19 protein-coding genes and 1 tRNA gene are annotated in these 16978 nt (G+C 57.9%); 5 read left to right on the top strand and 15 right to left on the bottom strand.

The genetic code is table 11. From position 1 onward, the window contains the following. Nucleotides 1–13 precede the first annotated feature (13 nt). From BQ8290_RS00645 to argH, 4 genes are read right to left on the bottom strand one after another with little or no spacing between them, the layout of a single operon-like run. Nucleotides 14–850 (bottom strand): NAD(P)-dependent oxidoreductase, encoded by an 837-nt coding sequence (locus BQ8290_RS00645; RefSeq protein ID WP_108786738.1) that lies wholly within the window; start codon nt 848–850, stop codon nt 14–16. A 12-nt stretch (nt 851–862) separates the two neighbouring features. Next, entirely contained in the window at nt 863–2122 is a 1260-nt protein-coding gene (lysA, locus tag BQ8290_RS00640; RefSeq protein WP_108786736.1) for a diaminopimelate decarboxylase, read from the bottom strand. A 24-nt stretch (nt 2123–2146) separates the two neighbouring features. Beyond that, complete coding sequence (locus BQ8290_RS00635) at nt 2147–2383, bottom strand: hypothetical protein (protein ID WP_108791677.1); 237 nt, start codon at nt 2381–2383, stop codon at nt 2147–2149. Then, entirely contained in the window at nt 2383–3771 is a 1389-nt protein-coding gene (gene argH, locus BQ8290_RS00630; protein WP_108786734.1) for an argininosuccinate lyase, read from the bottom strand. The genes BQ8290_RS00635 and argH overlap by 1 nt, the downstream gene beginning before the upstream one ends. Before the next feature lie 43 nt (nt 3772–3814). Between argH and BQ8290_RS00625 the strand changes: the two genes are divergently transcribed. After that, nucleotides 3815–4411, top strand: coding sequence for a redoxin family protein (locus tag BQ8290_RS00625; protein ID WP_108791675.1), 597 nt, complete (start codon nt 3815–3817; stop codon nt 4409–4411). 42 nt (nt 4412–4453) lie between these two features. On the opposite strand, the gene BQ8290_RS00620 is transcribed toward BQ8290_RS00625, so the two are convergent. Beyond that, a tRNA-Val gene (locus tag BQ8290_RS00620) sits at nt 4454–4529 on the bottom strand. Between the two features lie 109 nt (nt 4530–4638). On the opposite strand from BQ8290_RS00620, the gene BQ8290_RS00615 reads away from it, so the two are divergent. Further along, the gene (locus tag BQ8290_RS00615) at nt 4639–5649 is read left to right on the top strand and encodes an asparaginase domain-containing protein (protein ID WP_108786732.1); all 1011 of its coding nucleotides are present in this window, start codon (nt 4639–4641) and stop codon (nt 5647–5649) included. 23 nt (nt 5650–5672) lie between these two features. Here the strand turns inward: BQ8290_RS00615 and BQ8290_RS00610 are convergent, their stop codons facing one another. From BQ8290_RS00610 to fmt, 3 genes are read right to left on the bottom strand one after another with little or no spacing between them, the layout of a single operon-like run. Continuing rightward, on the bottom strand, nt 5673–6788 hold the full coding sequence (locus BQ8290_RS00610; RefSeq protein WP_108786730.1) for an alcohol dehydrogenase catalytic domain-containing protein: 1116 nt from the start codon (nt 6786–6788) through the stop codon (nt 5673–5675). 13 nt (nt 6789–6801) lie between these two features. Continuing rightward, the gene (gene truA, locus BQ8290_RS00605; protein WP_108786728.1) at nt 6802–7557 is read right to left on the bottom strand and encodes a tRNA pseudouridine(38-40) synthase TruA; all 756 of its coding nucleotides are present in this window, start codon (nt 7555–7557) and stop codon (nt 6802–6804) included. After that, on the bottom strand, nt 7554–8471 hold the full coding sequence (gene fmt, locus BQ8290_RS00600; RefSeq protein ID WP_108786726.1) for a methionyl-tRNA formyltransferase: 918 nt from the start codon (nt 8469–8471) through the stop codon (nt 7554–7556). The genes truA and fmt overlap by 4 nt, the downstream gene beginning before the upstream one ends. A gap of 53 nt (nt 8472–8524) precedes the next feature. Here fmt and recR point away from each other — a divergent pair, with 53 nt between their 5' ends. The 3 genes from recR to BQ8290_RS00585 all read left to right on the top strand — a co-directional run bounded on the left by recR (nt 8525) and on the right by BQ8290_RS00585 (nt 11369). Beyond that, entirely contained in the window at nt 8525–9133 is a 609-nt protein-coding gene (gene recR, locus BQ8290_RS00595; protein ID WP_108786723.1) for a recombination mediator RecR, read from the top strand. Between the two features lie 76 nt (nt 9134–9209). Then, a complete protein-coding gene (locus tag BQ8290_RS00590) occupies nt 9210–9788 on the top strand; it encodes a peptide deformylase (protein ID WP_108786721.1) in 579 nt (192 codons plus the stop codon). A 162-nt stretch (nt 9789–9950) separates the two neighbouring features. After that, nucleotides 9951–11369: a DNA recombination protein RmuC gene (locus BQ8290_RS00585; RefSeq protein ID WP_108786719.1), complete on the top strand. Its 1419-nt coding sequence runs from the start codon at nt 9951–9953 to the stop codon at nt 11367–11369. Between the two features lies 1 nt (nt 11370). Here BQ8290_RS00585 and BQ8290_RS00580 read toward each other — a convergent pair whose 3' ends face one another. The 7 genes from BQ8290_RS00580 to BQ8290_RS00550 all read right to left on the bottom strand — a co-directional run bounded on the left by BQ8290_RS00580 (nt 11371) and on the right by BQ8290_RS00550 (nt 16891). Continuing rightward, nucleotides 11371–12174, bottom strand: a complete 804-nt coding sequence (locus tag BQ8290_RS00580) for a TrmH family RNA methyltransferase (protein WP_108786717.1) — start codon at nt 12172–12174, stop codon at nt 11371–11373. A gap of 51 nt (nt 12175–12225) precedes the next feature. After that, nucleotides 12226–12504, bottom strand: a complete 279-nt coding sequence (locus BQ8290_RS00575) for an HPr family phosphocarrier protein (protein ID WP_108786715.1) — start codon at nt 12502–12504, stop codon at nt 12226–12228. Nucleotides 12505–12513: 9 nt separating this feature from the next. Continuing rightward, on the bottom strand, nt 12514–12945 hold the full coding sequence (locus BQ8290_RS00570; RefSeq protein ID WP_108791673.1) for a PTS sugar transporter subunit IIA: 432 nt from the start codon (nt 12943–12945) through the stop codon (nt 12514–12516). 126 nt (nt 12946–13071) lie between these two features. After that, complete coding sequence (rapZ, locus tag BQ8290_RS00565; RefSeq protein WP_337661472.1) at nt 13072–14016, bottom strand: RNase adapter RapZ; 945 nt, start codon at nt 14014–14016, stop codon at nt 13072–13074. Nucleotides 14017–14085: 69 nt separating this feature from the next. Continuing rightward, nucleotides 14086–14520, bottom strand: coding sequence for an HPr kinase/phosphorylase (locus BQ8290_RS00560; RefSeq protein WP_337660872.1), 435 nt, complete (start codon nt 14518–14520; stop codon nt 14086–14088). Nucleotides 14521–14523: 3 nt separating this feature from the next. After that, complete coding sequence (locus BQ8290_RS00555) at nt 14524–16083, bottom strand: stimulus-sensing domain-containing protein (protein WP_108791669.1); 1560 nt, start codon at nt 16081–16083, stop codon at nt 14524–14526. After that, nucleotides 16076–16891, bottom strand: coding sequence for a response regulator (locus tag BQ8290_RS00550; RefSeq protein ID WP_108791667.1), 816 nt, complete (start codon nt 16889–16891; stop codon nt 16076–16078). Before BQ8290_RS00550 ends, BQ8290_RS00555 begins: the two co-directional genes overlap by 8 nt. Nucleotides 16892–16978 lie beyond the last annotated feature (87 nt).

Below are 16978 nucleotides of genomic sequence, written 5' to 3'. Positions count from 1 at the left end.
TACGATGGTGCGCCTAAGTGTGGCTGTTTAGAATCACGATCAACGAATTGGGCTGTGTCACCGTTTGACAGCGAGATGGTTTGGCAGCACTTGGCCCGTCGCATTTTGCGATGTCGCAAACAATGCGCTGGGCGTCGGCGCGGGCCCTCGCGAGGACATCTGGACTGATATTGCCTTTCACACAGACTGTGTCCGCTTCGCCCAACATCCGTGCCTGTTTCAGAGTTAGATCTTCGGGATCGGCGCTGATTAATGTGTATTCCACAATCGTGGTCGATTGCGGCTTTGCATCCATAGCCAGCCAATCAACCACGCGATCATTGGAAGCAGGGTTAAGCGCATCCAACGTGCCGCCTTCGCGTAGGGCATCATCGATCGCCCGGCGACGGTGCGCACCGTCTGGATAGCGTTTTCGCAATTGGGGCCGCGCCGCAAACAAGGACTGCGCCAATCGACCAAGCGATTGCGGCAAGATGCGTTCTAACCGCAAGCGCAAGTGCTTCGCCAATCCCGCCGACGCGCCGCCAGTGCCAACCGCAATCAGAACAGGGTTTCTGTCTAAAATGCTTGGCGTTGTGAAATCGCAAAGGTCCGGACGATCAACAACGTTCACCAACATTCCTGCACAACGCAGATTGATTGCTGCGACTTCGCACGCCTTGGCATCATCATACGCGACAAAGGCGATGCGGACGCCTTCATCAATCGCGCGCGCTTGATCATCGACCACAACCCCGCCGGCGCGTTCAACCAAACGGCGTTTGGGTTCCGCAGCGCCGTCATCGCCCAACACAAGAACGCTTTGACCGGCGATCTTATGGAACAGGGGAAGGCTCTGGATCTCACTCATCGATATGCGGTTCTATACAAGCCAATCGGGTACGCGTTCGGCGTCCATAATCTCACCGGCGTCAATTCGATCTGCGACGACCGCATGGCGATCGCCGTCCACCAAAACCTCCGCAACAAATCCGCGTGAATTGTACGATGAAGCCATGGTCGCGCCATAGGCACCCGCCGTGCGGAACACTGCAAGGTCGCCGGTCTTCAATTGGTCGCAAGTCCGACCCATCGCGAATGTGTCGCCTGTTTCGCAAATCGGGCCCACAATGTTGGCCGTCATGTCCGCGCCGTTTGGTTCAACCGCCGCGAAATCATGATACGCACCATAAAGCGCCGGGCGGGCCAAATCGTTCATCGCGGCATCAACGATTACGAACGGATCGTTGATACCCCGTTTCACGCGCACCACGCGGGTCAACAAAACTCCGGCATTCCCCGCGATCACGCGGCCTGGTTCAAAGATCAAAGCAACGCCCCAATCCTTTGTCACTCGAGCGACCATTGCCCCGTAATCAGCGGGGGGCGGCATCACGTCTTCCTTGCGATAGGGGACACCCAATCCACCGCCCAGATCGACATGCGTGATCGTGTGACCGGCCCCGCGTAGGGCGACGACCAACGCGCCGAGTTTCTCAAACGCCCGCTCCAACGGGGCAAGATCGCCCAATTGGCTGCCGATATGGACGGCGACGCCGCGCAGATTTACGCCAGGTTGACCGGCGAGTTTGCCAAAAATCTGGCCTGCCTCGTCAATCGGAACACCAAATTTGTTGTCGGCTTTACCGGTGGAGATTTTGTCATGCGTGCCCGCATCAACATCCGGGTTGATCCGCAAAGCGCAGTGCGCGGTCCGGCCCATGGCTTCGGCGATCTCCGCCAATTCTAGGCCTTCTTCTTCGCTTTCAATGTTGAATTGACCGATCCCGGCCTCCAACGCGGCTTTCATCTCAATGCCGGTTTTGCCCACGCCGGAAAACACGATTTTCTCGGGCGCAATACCGGCGGCCAAGGCGCGTCGCATTTCGCCAACCGACACGACATCTGCGCCATACCCTTGTTGTTGGAGCACTTTGAGAACCGCGAGGTTTGGATTGGACTTAACCGCAAAGGCGATCAGTTTTTCGGGCACGTCGCTCAACGCGTCTCTGAACACACGGGCGTGGCGTTCCAATGTCGCGCGCGAATAAACATAAACAGGTGTACCAACCGCGTCTGCGATGTCCGGCAGAGCAACATCTTCGGCGTGCATCACGCCGTTTCGGATTTCAAAATGGTCCATTGGGATCGGTCTTTGATAAAGGGGTTATTCGGGCGGAAGGTCGAACGGATCGTCTTCGCGTTCTTCGGATCGGCGACGCAATTCTACGCTGCGTTCGGGCGCGGCCAAAGCACCAAGCTCAAGCAGCTGTTCTGCATCGGGGCTCTGTTGTTCACCATACGTGGGTTGCGGCAAACTGGCGCCGGCCTGCGGCTCAAGACCTGTACGTGCACCACAAGCCGTGGTCGCGAGCGCCGCGAATACTACCAAAGCAATACGCATCATTGATCCCTTTCAGCGGCCGCGTTCAACACGTCCATGGCTTCGTTCACGCGCTGCTTTACCTGATCGGGGGCGGTCCCGCCATAGGATCTGCGGGATGCAACCGATGCCTCGATCGATAGGGCTCGGTAGACGCTGTCATCAATGCGCGCATCGATCGCCTGCAGATCGGCCAAGGCCAATTCTTCAAGTGAGCAGTGTTTCGTATCGGCAAGCTTGACCGCTTCGCCGGTGATATGGTGCGCTTCGCGGAACGGTATGTCCGCTTCTCGCACCAACCAATCGGCCAAATCCGTGGCGGTTGCATGTCCCGCTTGGGCGGCGGCACGCATACGGTCGGATTTAAACGTTGTTTGGGCTATCATGCCAATCATCGCCGCCACCGAAAGATCGAACAGGCCAGCGGCTTCAAAAACCGGCGGTTTGTCATCCTGCATGTCCTTTGAGTAAGCCAAAGGCAGACCCTTCATCGTGATCATCAACGATGTGCACGCGCCAATGATCCGCCCTGAATGGCCACGCACCAATTCGGCGGCATCCGGATTGCGTTTTTGCGGCATAATCGATGATCCGGTCGATAGGCTATCGGGCAAGGAGGCGAACCCAAACGGTTGGCTGGCCCAAAGGATCAATTCTTCTGCCAATCGGGAAAGGTGGATCGCGCATTGGCTCGTCGCCATAAGGTAATCGAGCGCAAAATCACGGTCCGATACCGCATCCAGCGAATTGCGCGTCGGTTCCGCAAAACCAAGGGCGTGCGCCGTGGCGTCGCGATCAATTGGGAAGCCCGTTCCCGCCAATGCCGCCGACCCCAATGGACATTGATCCAAACGCTCTTGGGCCGCTTCGAACCGAGCAACATCGCGGCCTAGCATTTCAAAATACGCCAAAAGATGATGTCCCAGCGTCACCGGCTGAGCGGTCTGCAAATGGGTGAAGCCGGGCATGATCGTATCGGCGTGTTCGCCTGCGCGTTCCACCAATGCGGCGCGCAATGCGTTAAGCCCGGCAATTGCCCGACCATTGGCCGTTCGAACCCAAAGGCGGAAATCGGTCGCGACCTGGTCGTTTCGGCTGCGCGCGGTGTGCAGGCGCCCGGCGACAGGGCCGATGATTTCGGTAAGGCGCGCCTCGACCGTCATATGAATATCTTCGAGGTCCCAATCCTCGGGAACGCCATCGCGTTCGTATTCGCCCGCAATCTGATCCAGCCCGGCGGTGATCGTGGCGGCATCGTCGGCGGACACAATCCCTTGAGCGCCCAGCATCGCCACATGCGCCTTTGATGCGCGGATGTCCTCGCGCCACAAGATCTTGTCAAATGGGATCGAGGCATTGATTTCGCGCATGATCGCGCTAGGCCCTTCGGCGAAGCGGCCGCCCCACATGGTGTTGGAGGATGCTCCGTTGCTGGTTGATTGGGAGTCCGTCATGATCCGTTCGATTTGTCTCGCTGCTCTTGCTGCTTTTGCGCTTTCGGGCTGCGATAGTGGGGCCGGGGATAGGGCGCAAGAAACTGCTGCTACCGATACGCAAAGCGCGGCTCCGCCTCCCCCGCAATTGCCGGGACAGATTGTGCGGGCCTTTGCCGGCACACCATTGCCCGCTCAGGTGTTTGAAGACCCAGATGGCAACACGCTGGACCTAGCCGCTCTTGATCAACCGATATTGCTGAATTTGTGGGCGACGTGGTGCGTGCCATGCGTGGTTGAAATGCCAATGCTGGACACTTTGGCGGACGAAATGGACGGCGAAATCCGCGTCATCACCATAAGCCAGGATATGCGCGGCGCCGAAGTGGTTGGGCCGTTCTTTGCGCAAAGAGACCTCCCACGGCTTGAACAATGGTTGGATCCACGCGCCGATCTCTCGGCGGCGTTTGCCGAAGGTGGGTTGTTGCCGATGACGATATTGTTCGATTCGCAGGGCAATGAGGTTTTTCGAATCGCCGGTGCATATGAATGGGACAGCGAAGAGGCCATTGCCCGCATACGCGAAGCGCTCGCCGACGCGGAAAGCGGCGCTTAACCGCGCCAATCGGCGCATATTTCCGGCGAAACATGAAAAACGTGGTGGGCGATGACAGGCTCGAACTGCCGACCCTCTCGGTGTAAACGAGATGCTCTACCAACTGAGCTAATCGCCCCACGTTGAGCGCAAGGAACACAAAATTGTTCGCTGCGGTGAAGGCTATCTAGCGGCAAAAGGTTCAAAATCAATTGCTGTCTTCATAGTTTCTCGTCAAATCGACAATTATGTCCGAAAAAACCCCTGCTCATTCCGCATATTTCCCGAAAATTCGGGTTCTTGCCACCGGCGGCACCATTGCCGGTATGGCGGGGTCGGCGACCCGGCACGAATATCGTCCGGGTCAGATCGGGATCGATGATTGGTTGGAACGCGTGGCCGAGTTTGGCCTTGCTGCGCATTTGTCCGGTGTTCAAATCGCCAATATCGGATCGGAAGATATAGGCCCGCCCGTCTGGTCCGCGCTGCATTCTGCCATTGGCGATGCGATGGCGGATGATGATGTGGACGGGATCGTGATCACGCACGGCACCGACACAGCCGAAGAAACCGCGTTCCTTCTCGATCTAACGCTGCCGGCGACAAAACCCGTGGTAATCGTAGGCGCGATGCGACCGGCGGATGCCGTAGGCAGCGACGGGATGCGCAATTTCGTCAATGCGGTGCGCGTTGCGAGCGATCCAGAAGCGTCCGGTCGCGGAGTGGTTTTGGTGATGGGCGATCGTATTTTGGCGGCGCGTGATGCCCGCAAGGTCCGCACACGCGGCACCGACGATGCGTTTCGCGGATTTCCCCGTGGCAGCATTGGTTTGGTCACGCCCGCCGCGCTGGAATGGTTTGGAAGACCTTGGCGCGAAGGGGAGGGAGCGCGCTACGCCTATTCCGAAGCGATGCCCGAAGTGCCGATCCTTTACATGGGGGCGGGGATGACAGCCGAATTGGTGGACCGAATTTTACCAGAGAACCCGCGCGGCATAGTGATCGCCGGAGTGGGCGAAGGCAACATGCCCGACGCCGTGCGCGAGAGATTGATCGCGCATCGTAAGAATGGCCTCATCGTCGTCCGCGCCAGCCGCGTTGACGAAGGGCTCGTAGATCGAGAGCCTGAGGATGATCCCAACGGCTTCGTCGCGGCCCGCGCTCTCAACCCACAAAAATCGCGTGTGCTTTTGATGGTTTTGATCGCCAATAAAGAAGGCGACCTGAACCGGGTTCAGGCCGCCTTCGATAATCCGTAATTTAGACGCCTAAGCGTCAGGCCTTACGACCAAGGTGTCACGAGATACTTCTCGCCAGTTTTCATCTGGCGATAATCGGTGATCGCTTCTTTGGTCAGCATCTCTTCGAGATTGACTTTCGCTTTGTAGCTGGAGGCGAATGTCGTCGTCAGGTTTTGTTGGACGCGGGTGCGCATTTTGATGACGGTTTCCATCCCAGCCTTGGCGAGGAACGGCGTCAACAACCAACCCGATACGGTCCATTGCAGGCCATAAGACGGCGTCAAAATGGTCGGGTTTTGTAGATCAAGACGGCCATATTGGTACATCTTCTTGTCTTGGTTTGATCCGTAGCGTGAATATTCATCCATTTGCGATGCCGCGACCTGTTCCATCGCTTTCAACACGCCATCGGTGTTTTGACCGCCGCCAATTGGGTCAAAGCCAAGGAACGCGCCGGTTTCTTTAATCGCAGCGCGCAATTGGGCCATGTAATCGTCGTCCGATGAGTTCACGACATGCGTCGCGCCCATACCTTTGAGAAGATCGACATGTTCCTGACGGCGGACAATGTTCACAAGTTTCATGCCGTCTTCGAGGCAGATTTTGTTGAGCATTTGGCCAAGGTTGGACGCGGCAGCCAAGTGAATGATCGCATCGTGCCCTTCCATTTTTGCCGTTTCGACAAAGCCCAATGCGGTCATCGGGTTCACAAAGCTGGACGCGCCCGCTTCGGAGGAATGATCGCCTAATGGCAAGCACATCATCGCATCGGCGATGGCGTATTGGCTGAATGCGTTGCCCGGAACACAGGCGACGCGTTGGCCCATCAACGCTTTGGCCATGTCGCTATCGCCGGTCGCGACGACTTCGCCGGCGCCTTCGTTGCCCGCAGGCAGGCGTTGGCCATGGCGGTTTTTCTGACCGGTCAAAAACGGCTCAGGCATATTGGCCACGACTTTGCCGTTGGAATATTCGGCGGTGTCGAAATCGGCCGCGCTGGTGAGGATCGCGAGATCCGATGGATTGATCGGAGCGCCTTCCATTTTGACCAACACTTGATTTCCGGTTGGTGCCGGGAATGTCTCTTCGCTCACTTCAAGCGTCAATTTCCCTTCCGCGCTGAGCGTGGTGAAAAGCTGTTTGCCGGTGGTGGTCATAGGGTTTCCTCTCTTATTCGGGATAGATTGCTTTTACGAAATACAGGCCTTGAGGTGGGGCATTAAGTCCCAATTTGCAACGGTCTTTTGCGGCCAGCGCCTCGGCCAGCTGATTCTCTGTCCATGTTCCCGCTCCCACCAATTTCAAACATCCGACCATCGAACGCACTTGATGATGCAGGAAACTGCGGGCGGCGGCGTGCACGTGGATCTCTTCGCCATATTCGGTTTGCGCCCGTTCTACGTCCAACCGGTCTAGGGTTTTGACGGGGTCGTGCGCCTGACAATGGGCGGAACGGAAGGTTGTAAAATCATGCCGCCCAGTCAAAGCCTGCGCCGCGCGGTGCATGGCATCGACGTCCAAATCGTGCCCAACCTGCCAAACCCGGTCTCGTGCCAAAGTCACAGGAGCCCGGCGGTTTACGATCCGATAGACATAGCTGCGCCCGATACAGGAAAAACGCGCGTGCCAATCGTCGGAGACGACTTCGCATGCCGTGATGGCAATCGGATCCGGGCGCAGATTGGCGTTGATCGCTTCCATCAACCGGAACGGAGCAATGTCTTTCTCGATATCGACATGGCTGCGCATGGCGAGGGCATGAACACCGCTATCGGTGCGGCCTGCGCTGTGTAGGATGGCTTCCTCTTGGCAGACACGGGCGATCGCCTCTTCGATGCTTTGCTGGACGCTGGGGCCGTGTTTCTGCCGCTGCAATCCCTGAAACGGGGAGCCGTCAAATTCGATGGTGAGCGCAAACCGGGTCATGCGAGAATTGTCGATGGTTCGACGGAATTGCCGCGCAGGAAATCGGCCCTGTCCATCGCAGGCTTACCAGCGCGTTGTAGGCGCAAGGGACGGATCGCCCCGGCGCCGCACGCAATGCCGAATTTATGGTCCAACACTTCCCCCGCTGCACCCGTCCCATCCATGACTTGTGCGAGGAGCAATTTCACCCGCTCCGGCCCATTTGCGGTCTCCAATTCGAACCATGCGCCGGGGAACGGGGCGAGCCCGCGTACTTTCGCCTCAATCGCTTCGGCGCTCTCGCTCCAATCGATCCGCGCTTCGGCTTTGTCGATTTTTGGGGCGTAGATTGCGGCGCTGTCGTCTTGAGTTTTGGGCGGAAAAGCGGGGAGGTCGGACAAGACCTTCACCATCGCCTCGGCGCCCAATTGGGCCAGTTCTTCAGTTAAATCGCCGGTTGTCTTGTGCCCAACCGGGGTGCGAACGACGTCCAACATTGGGCCGGTGTCCAATCCCGCCTCCATTTGCATGATCGTTACGCCCGTTTCGGTGTCGCCTGCCATCACCGCGCGGTGAATAGGGGCGGCACCGCGCCAACGCGGCAAAATCGACGCGTGGATGTTGAGACAGCCATTCACCGGGGCATCCAACACGGCCTGTGGCAGGATCAAACCATAGGCCGCCACTACGGCGATATCCGCGTTCAATGCTGAAAATTCCGCCTGCGCCTCTTCATTGCGGAGCGATTTGGGGGTGCGAACCGGGATGCCCAATTCATCCGCTTTGGCATGAACAGGGGACGGGCGGAGTTTCTTGCCGCGCCCCGATCGGCTGGGCGGTTGTGAATACACACAGGCGATTTCGTGGCCATCAGCGTGCAATGCTACCAAGGCGGGCACCGCAAAATCGGGTGTTCCCATAAATGTGATGCGCATAACTTCACCGCCTTGGCTTTGTGTTCGTCGCGCCAGCCCCTATCTCTCCCCCCATGGCATCGCAAGAGATCGAAGCACTTTCGGGTGCGTTGGCCCGACTGCCGGGCTTAGGACCGCGTTCTGCGCGGCGGGCGGTTTTGTGGCTGGTTAAGAACCGGGAACAGGCCTTGCCCGCTTTGTTGGAGGCGTTGGATGCGGTGTCGGAAACGCTGATCGAATGCACAACCTGCGGCAATGTCGACACCAGCGATCCTTGCGCGATCTGTGCCGATCCGCGCCGCGATCCACGGGCTTTGTGTGTTGTGGAGGATGTGGCCGATGTTTGGGCGCTTGATCGGGCGCGGCTTTTCCGCGGACGGTATCATGTGTTGGGCGGGAAATTGTCCGCGCTTGATGGGATTGGACCCGAAGACCTGAACATCGCATCGCTTTTGGACCGGGTGGCGACAAGAGACGGCGAAACGGCGGTGGACGAAGTTGTGCTCGCCATGAACGCCACGCTGGAGGGGCAAACCACCGCGCATTATCTGGCCGAGCGGCTGGAGGAGCATAAGGTTCGCATCACTCAGCTTGCCCATGGCCTGCCGGTTGGAGGGGAATTGGACTACCTCGACGAAGGCACGCTGGCACAAGCTCTGCGCGCCCGGCGGCCTGTTGAATAGAAATGTTTGAATAGCCGATTGCCGTAATCGGAAAGCTCGGCTTGCAGCGGGCGCCGACCCGCACTATTTGAACTCCATGGCTATCCTAGAAATCCTTGAAGTGCCGGATCCCCGGCTCAAAACCGTGTCTGTCCCGGTCGAAGCAGAAGAATTTGGCGACGATCTAAGGCAACTTGCCGATGATATGTTGGAGACGATGTATGACGCGCCGGGCATCGGCCTGGCCGCGATTCAAGTTGGCGTGCCCAAACGGATGTTGGTGATCGATCTTCAACCCGAAGATCCCGACGCAGAACCGATTGAATGCGGGCATGATCACGGCGAAGGCGCCCACACGCACCCCGCGACCAAGAAAGAGCCGCGTGTTTTCGTAAACCCGGTTATCGTCGATCCTGCGGAAGAGTTTTCGACCTTGAACGAAGGGTGCCTGTCCGTTCCTGAAATCTACGCCGATGTGGATCGCCCCGCGACCTGCACGGTCAAATATCAAGACTTGGACGGCAACCACCACGAAGAAGCGCTCGAAGGGATGATGGCGACCTGTCTCCAGCATGAGATGGATCACCTCGAAGGCATTCTCTTCATCGATCACCTGTCGAATTTGAAACGCAAAATGGCGTTAAAAAAGCTGAAGAAGATGCGTCAGGCGGCGTAAACGTCCGACTTCATATTCGAGGCCGTTTTTACATCCAATCGACCCAAAGATCGTGCCGATTTGTTCGCACGGTCTGCCGTGGGGTTTGCGGCAAAAACCGATCATTCGGGGATATTTCAGCCAAAGCTGGAGTTCCTGATTTGTTCCGTGTTATAAGAACGCATGGATAATCCGATTCTTTTGATCATCGCTTTGGTTCTCGGTCTCGCATTGGGCGGGGGTGCGGCGTGGTTCTTTGCCTCGCGCCCCGTCTCGGAATTGCGGGAGCAGTTTGCAGAGCGTGACGCGGAGGCGAAAGAACTGGATGGCAAATTTCGCAGCGCCATCACGGAGCTTGCGACGATGTCGGAACGCGCGGCACGGGCCGATGGGCTGGCGGGGGAGCTTGACAAAGCGCGCGCCCAAAATGCTCAATTTCAGGCGGAACGCGCTGGTTTTGCTGAACAAAAAAGATTGCTCGAAGAATCCCGCAACAAGCTCCTGACTGAATTTGAAAACACCGGGGCCAAAGTGCTTCAACGCAATCAGGAAGAGTTTCTGAAACGCGCGGAGGCTCGGTTTAAGCAATCGGAAGAAACCGGCGAGGCCAAGATTAAGACCTTGCTGGCTCCGGTTGGCGAACGTCTGGAAAAATACGAAAAGCAGGTCGAAACGCTGGAGAAACAGCGGGTCGATGCATTCGGGCAATTGAACGGCCTGATCCAATCCATGCGCGAGGGGCAAGAAGAGGTCCGGCGCGAGGCGCAGCGGCTCGGCAATTCGCTCACCAACGCGCCCAAAGCGCGCGGCCGTTGGGGTGAGCGGGCGTTGCAAAACCTGCTCGAACAATGCGGATTGGCGCAGCACACCGATTTTATGATGGAGCATTCGGTGGACACCGAAGAGGGGCGTTTGCGCCCTGATGCGATCATCAACGTGCCGGGGCAAAAGAAGCTGGTGATCGACTCGAAAGTATCGCTCAACGCGTATCAGGCTGCGTTTGAGGCTGATGATGACGACACGCGCAAACTGCATTTGGACGCGCACGCCAAATCGATGCGCGGCCATGTCCAAACCCTTGGTGCGAAATCGTATCAAAGCCAATTTGAAGAAGCGCCCGATTACGTCATCATGTTCATCCCAGGCGAACATTTTGTGACCGCAGCATTGGACGCCGATCCAGAGCTTTGGGATTTTGCCTTTGAGCGCCGCGTTCTGCTGGCAACCCCCACCAACCTGGTCGCCATCGCGCGCACCGTCGCGCAGGTGTGGCGTCAGGATGGATTGGCGAAAGAGGCGCAGGAAATTGGCCGGATGGGTGCGGAATTGTACGATCGGTTGCGGGTCGCTGGTGAACACTTAAAACGCGTCGGCGGCGGGCTCGACAGCGCGGTTAAAAACTACAACAAATTCGTCGGCAGCTTTGAACGCAATGTTCTTTCATCGGGCAAACGCTTGGCCGAAAAAGGGATCGAGATCGGCAAAAGCGAAATCGAAGACGTGCCGCTGGTCGAAAGCACTCCGAATTACAACGCAGCCGATGCTGAGGACGTCGAAGTCGACATTCCGGCCATTGAGAACAGGAAAGACGCAGCAGAGTAAGTTAGCCGTCCAAACCGGCCAATACCTCATACGCCAACACCGCGCCCGCCACCGCAGCATTCAATGAATCGGCCCGCCCGCGCATGGGCATGGTGACGCGCAGATCGCATTCGGCCTCATAGGCCTCTGGCAATCCTTGGGACTCGTTTCCGACCAGAATGAAGCATGGTGATGTATAGGCGGCGTTGCGATACGGCACGGCGTCGCGCAGGGATGCCGCCACCAATTGGCCGGGTCCGCCGCGGAGCCATGGTAGAAATTCATCCCACCGCGCCTGGGCGATTTTTTGCGTGAACACCGCGCCCATGCTGGCGCGAACGGCCTCTGCGCTAAACGGGTCGACGCAATCGTCGATCAGGATCAATCCACCGGCACCCACTGCATCGCATGTGCGCAGCATGGTGCCTAAATTGCCCGGATCGCGCAGGTCTTGCGCCACCATCCAAATCGGCGCGGTTTCTCGTTCGATTTGCGACAGGCCTGTGTCGAATTCATCAAACAGGCCGACCACGCTTTGCGCGTTGGATTTGCCGGTGATTTTGGAGAGAATGTCCGGGGTGGTTGTTACGATTTCTCCACCGGCTGCCTCGACTGCGGCTTCCAACCGATCGATCAATTCATGGGGATCGCGGTTTTCGGCCAGCACCAATTCGCGCGGCACGCGCCCGCTAACCCGCGCATCTTCGAGCAAACGGAGCCCTTCAACCAAAAACTGCCCTGTGCGTCGACGATGTTTCTTATCCCGCAAAGACCGCAGATATTTCACGGTTGGGTTGGAAAAGCCGCTGATATGTTTGCGTGTCATTTTGTGGCCCTATCGCCCAACAAAGCCCGAATAAACGCCAAATAGCGCGGCCTATTCTTCGCCAAATCCGTCTTCGACCAACGCGACGAGCTCTGCCAGAACGTTCTCTGCATTCTCGCCGTCGACGATCAATTCGACCGTGTCGCCTTTGGCCGCGCCCAACATCATCAGGCCAAGGATCGAAGCGCCGCCTGCTTCATTGTCGCCTTTGCCGACGCGAACCTGCGCCCCATCAGGCAATTCCGCGACGGCGCCGACAAACTTCGCGCTGGCCCTTGCGTGCAGGCCGCGTTGATTGACGATGGTCACCGATTGACGAAATTCGCTCATTCAACCGACCTATTTGGCCGCACTGGCAGCGCGGGGCGCGGCGTCAGCACCCAGAAATTCGCTCGCCACTGTGATGTAATTGCGCCCGGCGGTTTGCGCGGCTTCGACCGCTTCGACCACATCCATGCATTTGCGCGCGCCGGCTAGCCGGATGAGCATCGGTAGATTGATTCCGGCAATCACTTCGACCCGTCCCGTTTCCAACAAGGATATCGCGAGATTGGAGGGTGTGCCGCCGAACAAATCGGTGAGGATAATGACGCCTTTGCCGGTATCGACCGATTGGATCGCTTCGGCGATTTCGGCCCGGCGTTGTTCCATATCGTCATTGGGGCCGATGCATACGGTCACGATCGCGGTCTGCTCTCCGACGACGTGTTCCATCGCTTCGAGGAATTGGTCCGCCAAGCGGCCATGGGTTACAAGGATCAAGCCGATCATCTGCGCATTCAATCCGTTAGAGCCGTGCGGCAGGGGGCGGTGCGACGGTGTGGTCTCTTCGAAATTCGGTGTGCGGGAATCGTCATTGTGTTCTTCCAAAGTCACCCGGTTCAAAAATCGCCCCGATCACCGGCGCTGCCCTTCGATTTCATCAGCAGCGCGCGAGGCCAAATTGCGGTGGCGGACAGTGGGCGAAAATCCCGCCTCGCGCAAGCCTTGCGCCATGCGTTCCGCGCTGAAGACGGAACGGTGTCTCCCCCCGGTACAACCAAACGCGATGTGGACATAGGATTTGCCCTGCGCATCGTAGCGGGGGAGCAGAGTGAGCAGCAGTTGTTTGATCTGATCAAAGGAGGTGTGAAAGGCGGGGTCGCGTTCAATGTGTTCGCCGACCGGCGCGTCTTTGCCCGTCAATTCGCGTAACTCTTCGACCCAATGCGGATTGTCCAAAAACCGCATATCGAACACCAGATCGGCTAAGGGGGGCATGCCCCGCGCAAAGCCAAAGCTTGAAACGGTCAGCGTCATCTCTGCGGCTTTATCATCGCCGAACAGGTTGCGGACTTGTGCCTGCAAATCGTTGGTCGCCATCGCCGATGTGTCGATCACGATTTCGGCCCATCGCCGCAGTGGCTCCAGCAATTCGCGCTCCGCCGCGATACCGTCTTGCACGGTACGCCCTTGTGCCATGGGGTGGCGCCGGCGCGTTTCGTTGTACCGCCGCTCCAACTCTCCGCCCGCACAATCGATGAACATGAAGGTGAGGGCGATATCGTCGCGTTGAGCCAAGGATTTGGCCAGCGCGACCATTTCATGTGGTATCAAGCCGCGCGTGCGCGAATCAAACCCGATGGCCAACGGCGCGCGCCCAGATGATGTCGCCGTGTTGGGTTCGCCTACCAAGCGATCCAAGAGCCGCACGGGGAAATTGTCGATCGTTTCCCACCCCAAATCCTCCAACACATCGAGCGCGGTCGATTTGCCGGCACCGGACAATCCGGTCACCAACAACAATCGTTGCCGTGTGTCGTCCGATGCATCGGTCGCAGGAGTGGGGGAGGCGGTTTGCATAGACATGCTTTTCGGCGCTTAGGCGGCGGAAGTGAAGCAGCATTTTTGCACAATCCCCTTCGCTTACGCTTAATCCTTGGAAAGTCCGTGTTTTTCCAAAGCGCGTTCGGCCCGCAATGCCGGCGCGATGGTGCCGGGGGCGAAATCAAGACGCGGTATCGCCACGCCCAAATAGTGTTTGACCGGCAAAGTATCAGGCAGGCGTTCGCCAGACTCACCCAGATCAATAATCAAGGCGAGCGGTGCGGGTTCACCTATTGGCGTGTCGAAGAGGCCCACGCCGTGAACTTCGATCACGCCGCCAATATTCGGAGGTGGGCTTGCCATGATGCGATTATCGACCCGGCGCAACGTCACTCCATCATCGCCGATCAATTGGGCTCCACGATCGATCAAGGCCAAAGCGAGCGTTGACTTGCCGCTGCCCGATGGCCCTTCGATGGCAAGAGCGCGGCCATCGATCGCAACCGTGGTCGCCTGAACAATGATAGTGTCGTCTGACACGTCTTAAGCATCCGCGGGCAATTGCAATCGCAAACACGCGCCCCGCTTTCCATCGGGCCGCCCCTCTGCGGTTAGATTGCCGTCATGGGCCTCTGCGATGGTTCGGGCGATGGCGAGGCCAAGCCCGGAATGGTTGCCAAAATCTTCTGCGTCCGGCCGGATGGAATGGAACCGGGTGAACACCTTTTCGCGCGAATCTTCGGGAATACCGGGCCCGGAATCGCACACAGTCAAAGTCACGCATTCGCCGTCATTGTCGATCATCACTTCGATTGGCGCTTCGGGCGGGGAAAAGGACGCTGCGTTGTCGAAGAGGTTTTCAACCACCCGCTCCAATCGTGCGCCAACGCCCAAAACCTTTGCCGAAAACCCACGCGCATCCAATTCGATGCGGTGGTCTTGGTTCTCTGCGCGGTTCTCTCTGTTGCCGATGATCGCGCGCACCAAATCCGTTAGGTCGATGCTTTCCAGCGTGGCGCGCGACATTTCGGAATCGATCCGGCTGGCGTCTGAAATCTCGCTCACCAAACGGTCGATCCGGCGCACGTCATGTGTGGCGATCTGTTCCAGTTCCCGTCGCAAATCGGGATCTTCCACTTTGGGCAGGGATTCCACCGCGCTGCGTAAGGATGCGAGCGGGTTTTTGATCTCGTGGGCCACATCGGCGGCGAAACTGTCCACGGCATCGATCCGTTGACGCAGAGCCGATGTCATGTCGGACACGGACCGGGCCAATTGCCCAATTTCATCGTTGCGTTCAGGAAGGCGAGGAACCTCCACATCGCGTTCACGCCCCTGACGCACCTTTTGCGCGGCGCGGGCCAGCAATTGCAGCGGGCTAACAATTGTCCGCGCCAGATACAGCGACAACAAAGCAGATGCGAACAAGACCGCCAAAGTGGCAATCACAAGCGCCGAACGCGCGGTCCGAACGCTTTCCGTGATATCGACCGCGTTGCGCACCGTTAACAAGGTTGCCCCTCTCAACCCGACCGGGGCGGCCGCGGTGATTACGGGGGTTCCATCGCGCCAATGATACAGCCGCACTTGGCTCAAGCCTTGTTCGCGCGCCTCGACCAATTCGGGGAAAGCATCGGCGGTTTGCGCGTCTGGTTCGACATAATCGGGCACATCTTCCGCGCGCACGATGGTGCTGATGGCGTTGTCCAACCAACGGGTGAATTGTTGATCCCATTCATCGTCGCTGATGTCGTCGAATTGAAACGCGGGCTCGGCCAGTTCAAAGCTGTCAGCCCACAACAACCCTTCGATGTCGAACATTCGCATCCGCATCCCTTGTTCTAAGCCGATTTGAACCAGCAACGCTTCTTGGCGTTCTTTGGATGCGCCGGCCAAGGCTTCTGCCGAAATCTGCGCTTCAATCCGGGCAAGTTTGAAGCGTTCATCGATCAACTGAGTGCGATACGTATCAAGATAAAAGAGCCCGCCCGACAAAAGTGCAAGCGGCAGAATATTCACGACCAAAATGCGGGCCGTTAATGAAAAGCGGCCGACAATTCCGGGTTCGTCGTCGCCGGTAAGACCGATTTGTGGATCAGCCATCGTTGAAGCTGTATCCCGCGCCATACAACGTATCGATGGCGTCGAATGTGTCGTCAACCACACGGAATTTGCGCCGCATGCGTTTGATGTGGCTGTCCACGGTGCGGTCATCGACGAAGATATCGTCAGGATAGGCAGCATCCATCAATTGATTGCGGCTTTTGATGACACCGGGACGCGCTGCCAACGCTTCGAGGATCAGAAACTCGGTCACGGTTAGGCTGACGGCTTGTTTGTTCCACGTCACGTGATGGCGCGCCGGGTCCATATACAGACGCCCACGATCAATCTTGGGGTGGACGGGTTGGGGGGCGCTGGTTTCGTGGCCGATGGTGCGGTCGGGCTCTGCGCGTCGCAAAATGGCGCGAATGCGCGCGGTCAACAGGCGCAGGCTGAACGGTTTGGCGATGTAATCGTCCGCGCCCAATTCCAATCCGGCTTCTTCGTCGGCTTCGTCGTCTTTACTGGTCAGAAAAATAACCGGCAGCGGCCCATGCGCGCGGACCCGGCGCAGCAATTCAAGCCCATCCATCTTCGGCATTTTGATATCAAACACGGCCAAGTCAGGTGGATTGTCGATCAAGGCGCGCAGCGCGGTTTCCCCGTCGGAATACAACCGCGTGACAAACCCTTCGGCTTGAAGCGCGATGGACACCGTCGTCAGGATGTTGCGATCATCATCGACCAAGGCGATCTCAATCGCTTGCTTCGGCGCGACTGTGTCTGTGTCGCCGGGGCTGGATGTGGTTTGCGCATCGGCCTCATCGGACGATTGGTCTGATGCGATGTCGCCAATCTCGGTTTGCATGTGGGTCATTGCTTTCTTTGCCGCCTGAATGCGGAACGGTAGCGCCATCGCGGCGATGAAACAATTGCGCTTCTGCTGGTCCGACAA

Source organism: Erythrobacter sp. Alg231-14 (genome assembly GCF_900149685.1).
GTDB lineage: Bacteria > Pseudomonadota > Alphaproteobacteria > Sphingomonadales > Sphingomonadaceae > Erythrobacter.
This window is presented reverse-complemented; position numbering and strand designations above follow the sequence as displayed.

Bases quoted from the DNA above. Each gene is read 5' to 3' on its own strand.
- BQ8290_RS00580 (WP_108786717.1), bottom strand. From the start codon at position 12,174: ATGACACGCAAACATATCAGCGGCTTTTCCAACCCAACCGTGAAATAT.
- BQ8290_RS00550 (WP_108791667.1), bottom strand. From the start codon at position 16,891: ATGCAAACCGAGATTGGCGACATCGCATCAGACCAATCGTCCGATGAG.
- lysA (WP_108786736.1), bottom strand. From the start codon at position 2,122: ATGGACCATTTTGAAATCCGAAACGGCGTGATGCACGCCGAAGATGTT.
- BQ8290_RS00585 (WP_108786719.1), top strand. From the start codon at position 9,951: ATGGATAATCCGATTCTTTTGATCATCGCTTTGGTTCTCGGTCTCGCA.
- rapZ (WP_337661472.1), bottom strand. From the start codon at position 14,016: ATGCAAACCGCCTCCCCCACTCCTGCGACCGATGCATCGGACGACACA.
- BQ8290_RS00615 (WP_108786732.1), top strand. From the start codon at position 4,639: ATGTCCGAAAAAACCCCTGCTCATTCCGCATATTTCCCGAAAATTCGG.
- BQ8290_RS00575 (WP_108786715.1), bottom strand. From the start codon at position 12,504: ATGAGCGAATTTCGTCAATCGGTGACCATCGTCAATCAACGCGGCCTG.
- recR (WP_108786723.1), top strand. From the start codon at position 8,525: ATGGCATCGCAAGAGATCGAAGCACTTTCGGGTGCGTTGGCCCGACTG.
- BQ8290_RS00645 (WP_108786738.1), bottom strand. From the start codon at position 850: ATGAGTGAGATCCAGAGCCTTCCCCTGTTCCATAAGATCGCCGGTCAA.
- BQ8290_RS00570 (WP_108791673.1), bottom strand. From the start codon at position 12,945: ATGATCGGCTTGATCCTTGTAACCCATGGCCGCTTGGCGGACCAATTC.
- BQ8290_RS00635 (WP_108791677.1), bottom strand. From the start codon at position 2,383: ATGCGTATTGCTTTGGTAGTATTCGCGGCGCTCGCGACCACGGCTTGT.
- fmt (WP_108786726.1), bottom strand. From the start codon at position 8,471: ATGCGCATCACATTTATGGGAACACCCGATTTTGCGGTGCCCGCCTTG.
- BQ8290_RS00555 (WP_108791669.1), bottom strand. From the start codon at position 16,083: ATGGCTGATCCACAAATCGGTCTTACCGGCGACGACGAACCCGGAATT.
- BQ8290_RS00590 (WP_108786721.1), top strand. From the start codon at position 9,210: ATGGCTATCCTAGAAATCCTTGAAGTGCCGGATCCCCGGCTCAAAACC.
- BQ8290_RS00610 (WP_108786730.1), bottom strand. From the start codon at position 6,788: ATGACCACCACCGGCAAACAGCTTTTCACCACGCTCAGCGCGGAAGGG.
- argH (WP_108786734.1), bottom strand. From the start codon at position 3,771: ATGTGGGGCGGCCGCTTCGCCGAAGGGCCTAGCGCGATCATGCGCGAA.
- BQ8290_RS00625 (WP_108791675.1), top strand. From the start codon at position 3,815: ATGATCCGTTCGATTTGTCTCGCTGCTCTTGCTGCTTTTGCGCTTTCG.
- truA (WP_108786728.1), bottom strand. From the start codon at position 7,557: ATGACCCGGTTTGCGCTCACCATCGAATTTGACGGCTCCCCGTTTCAG.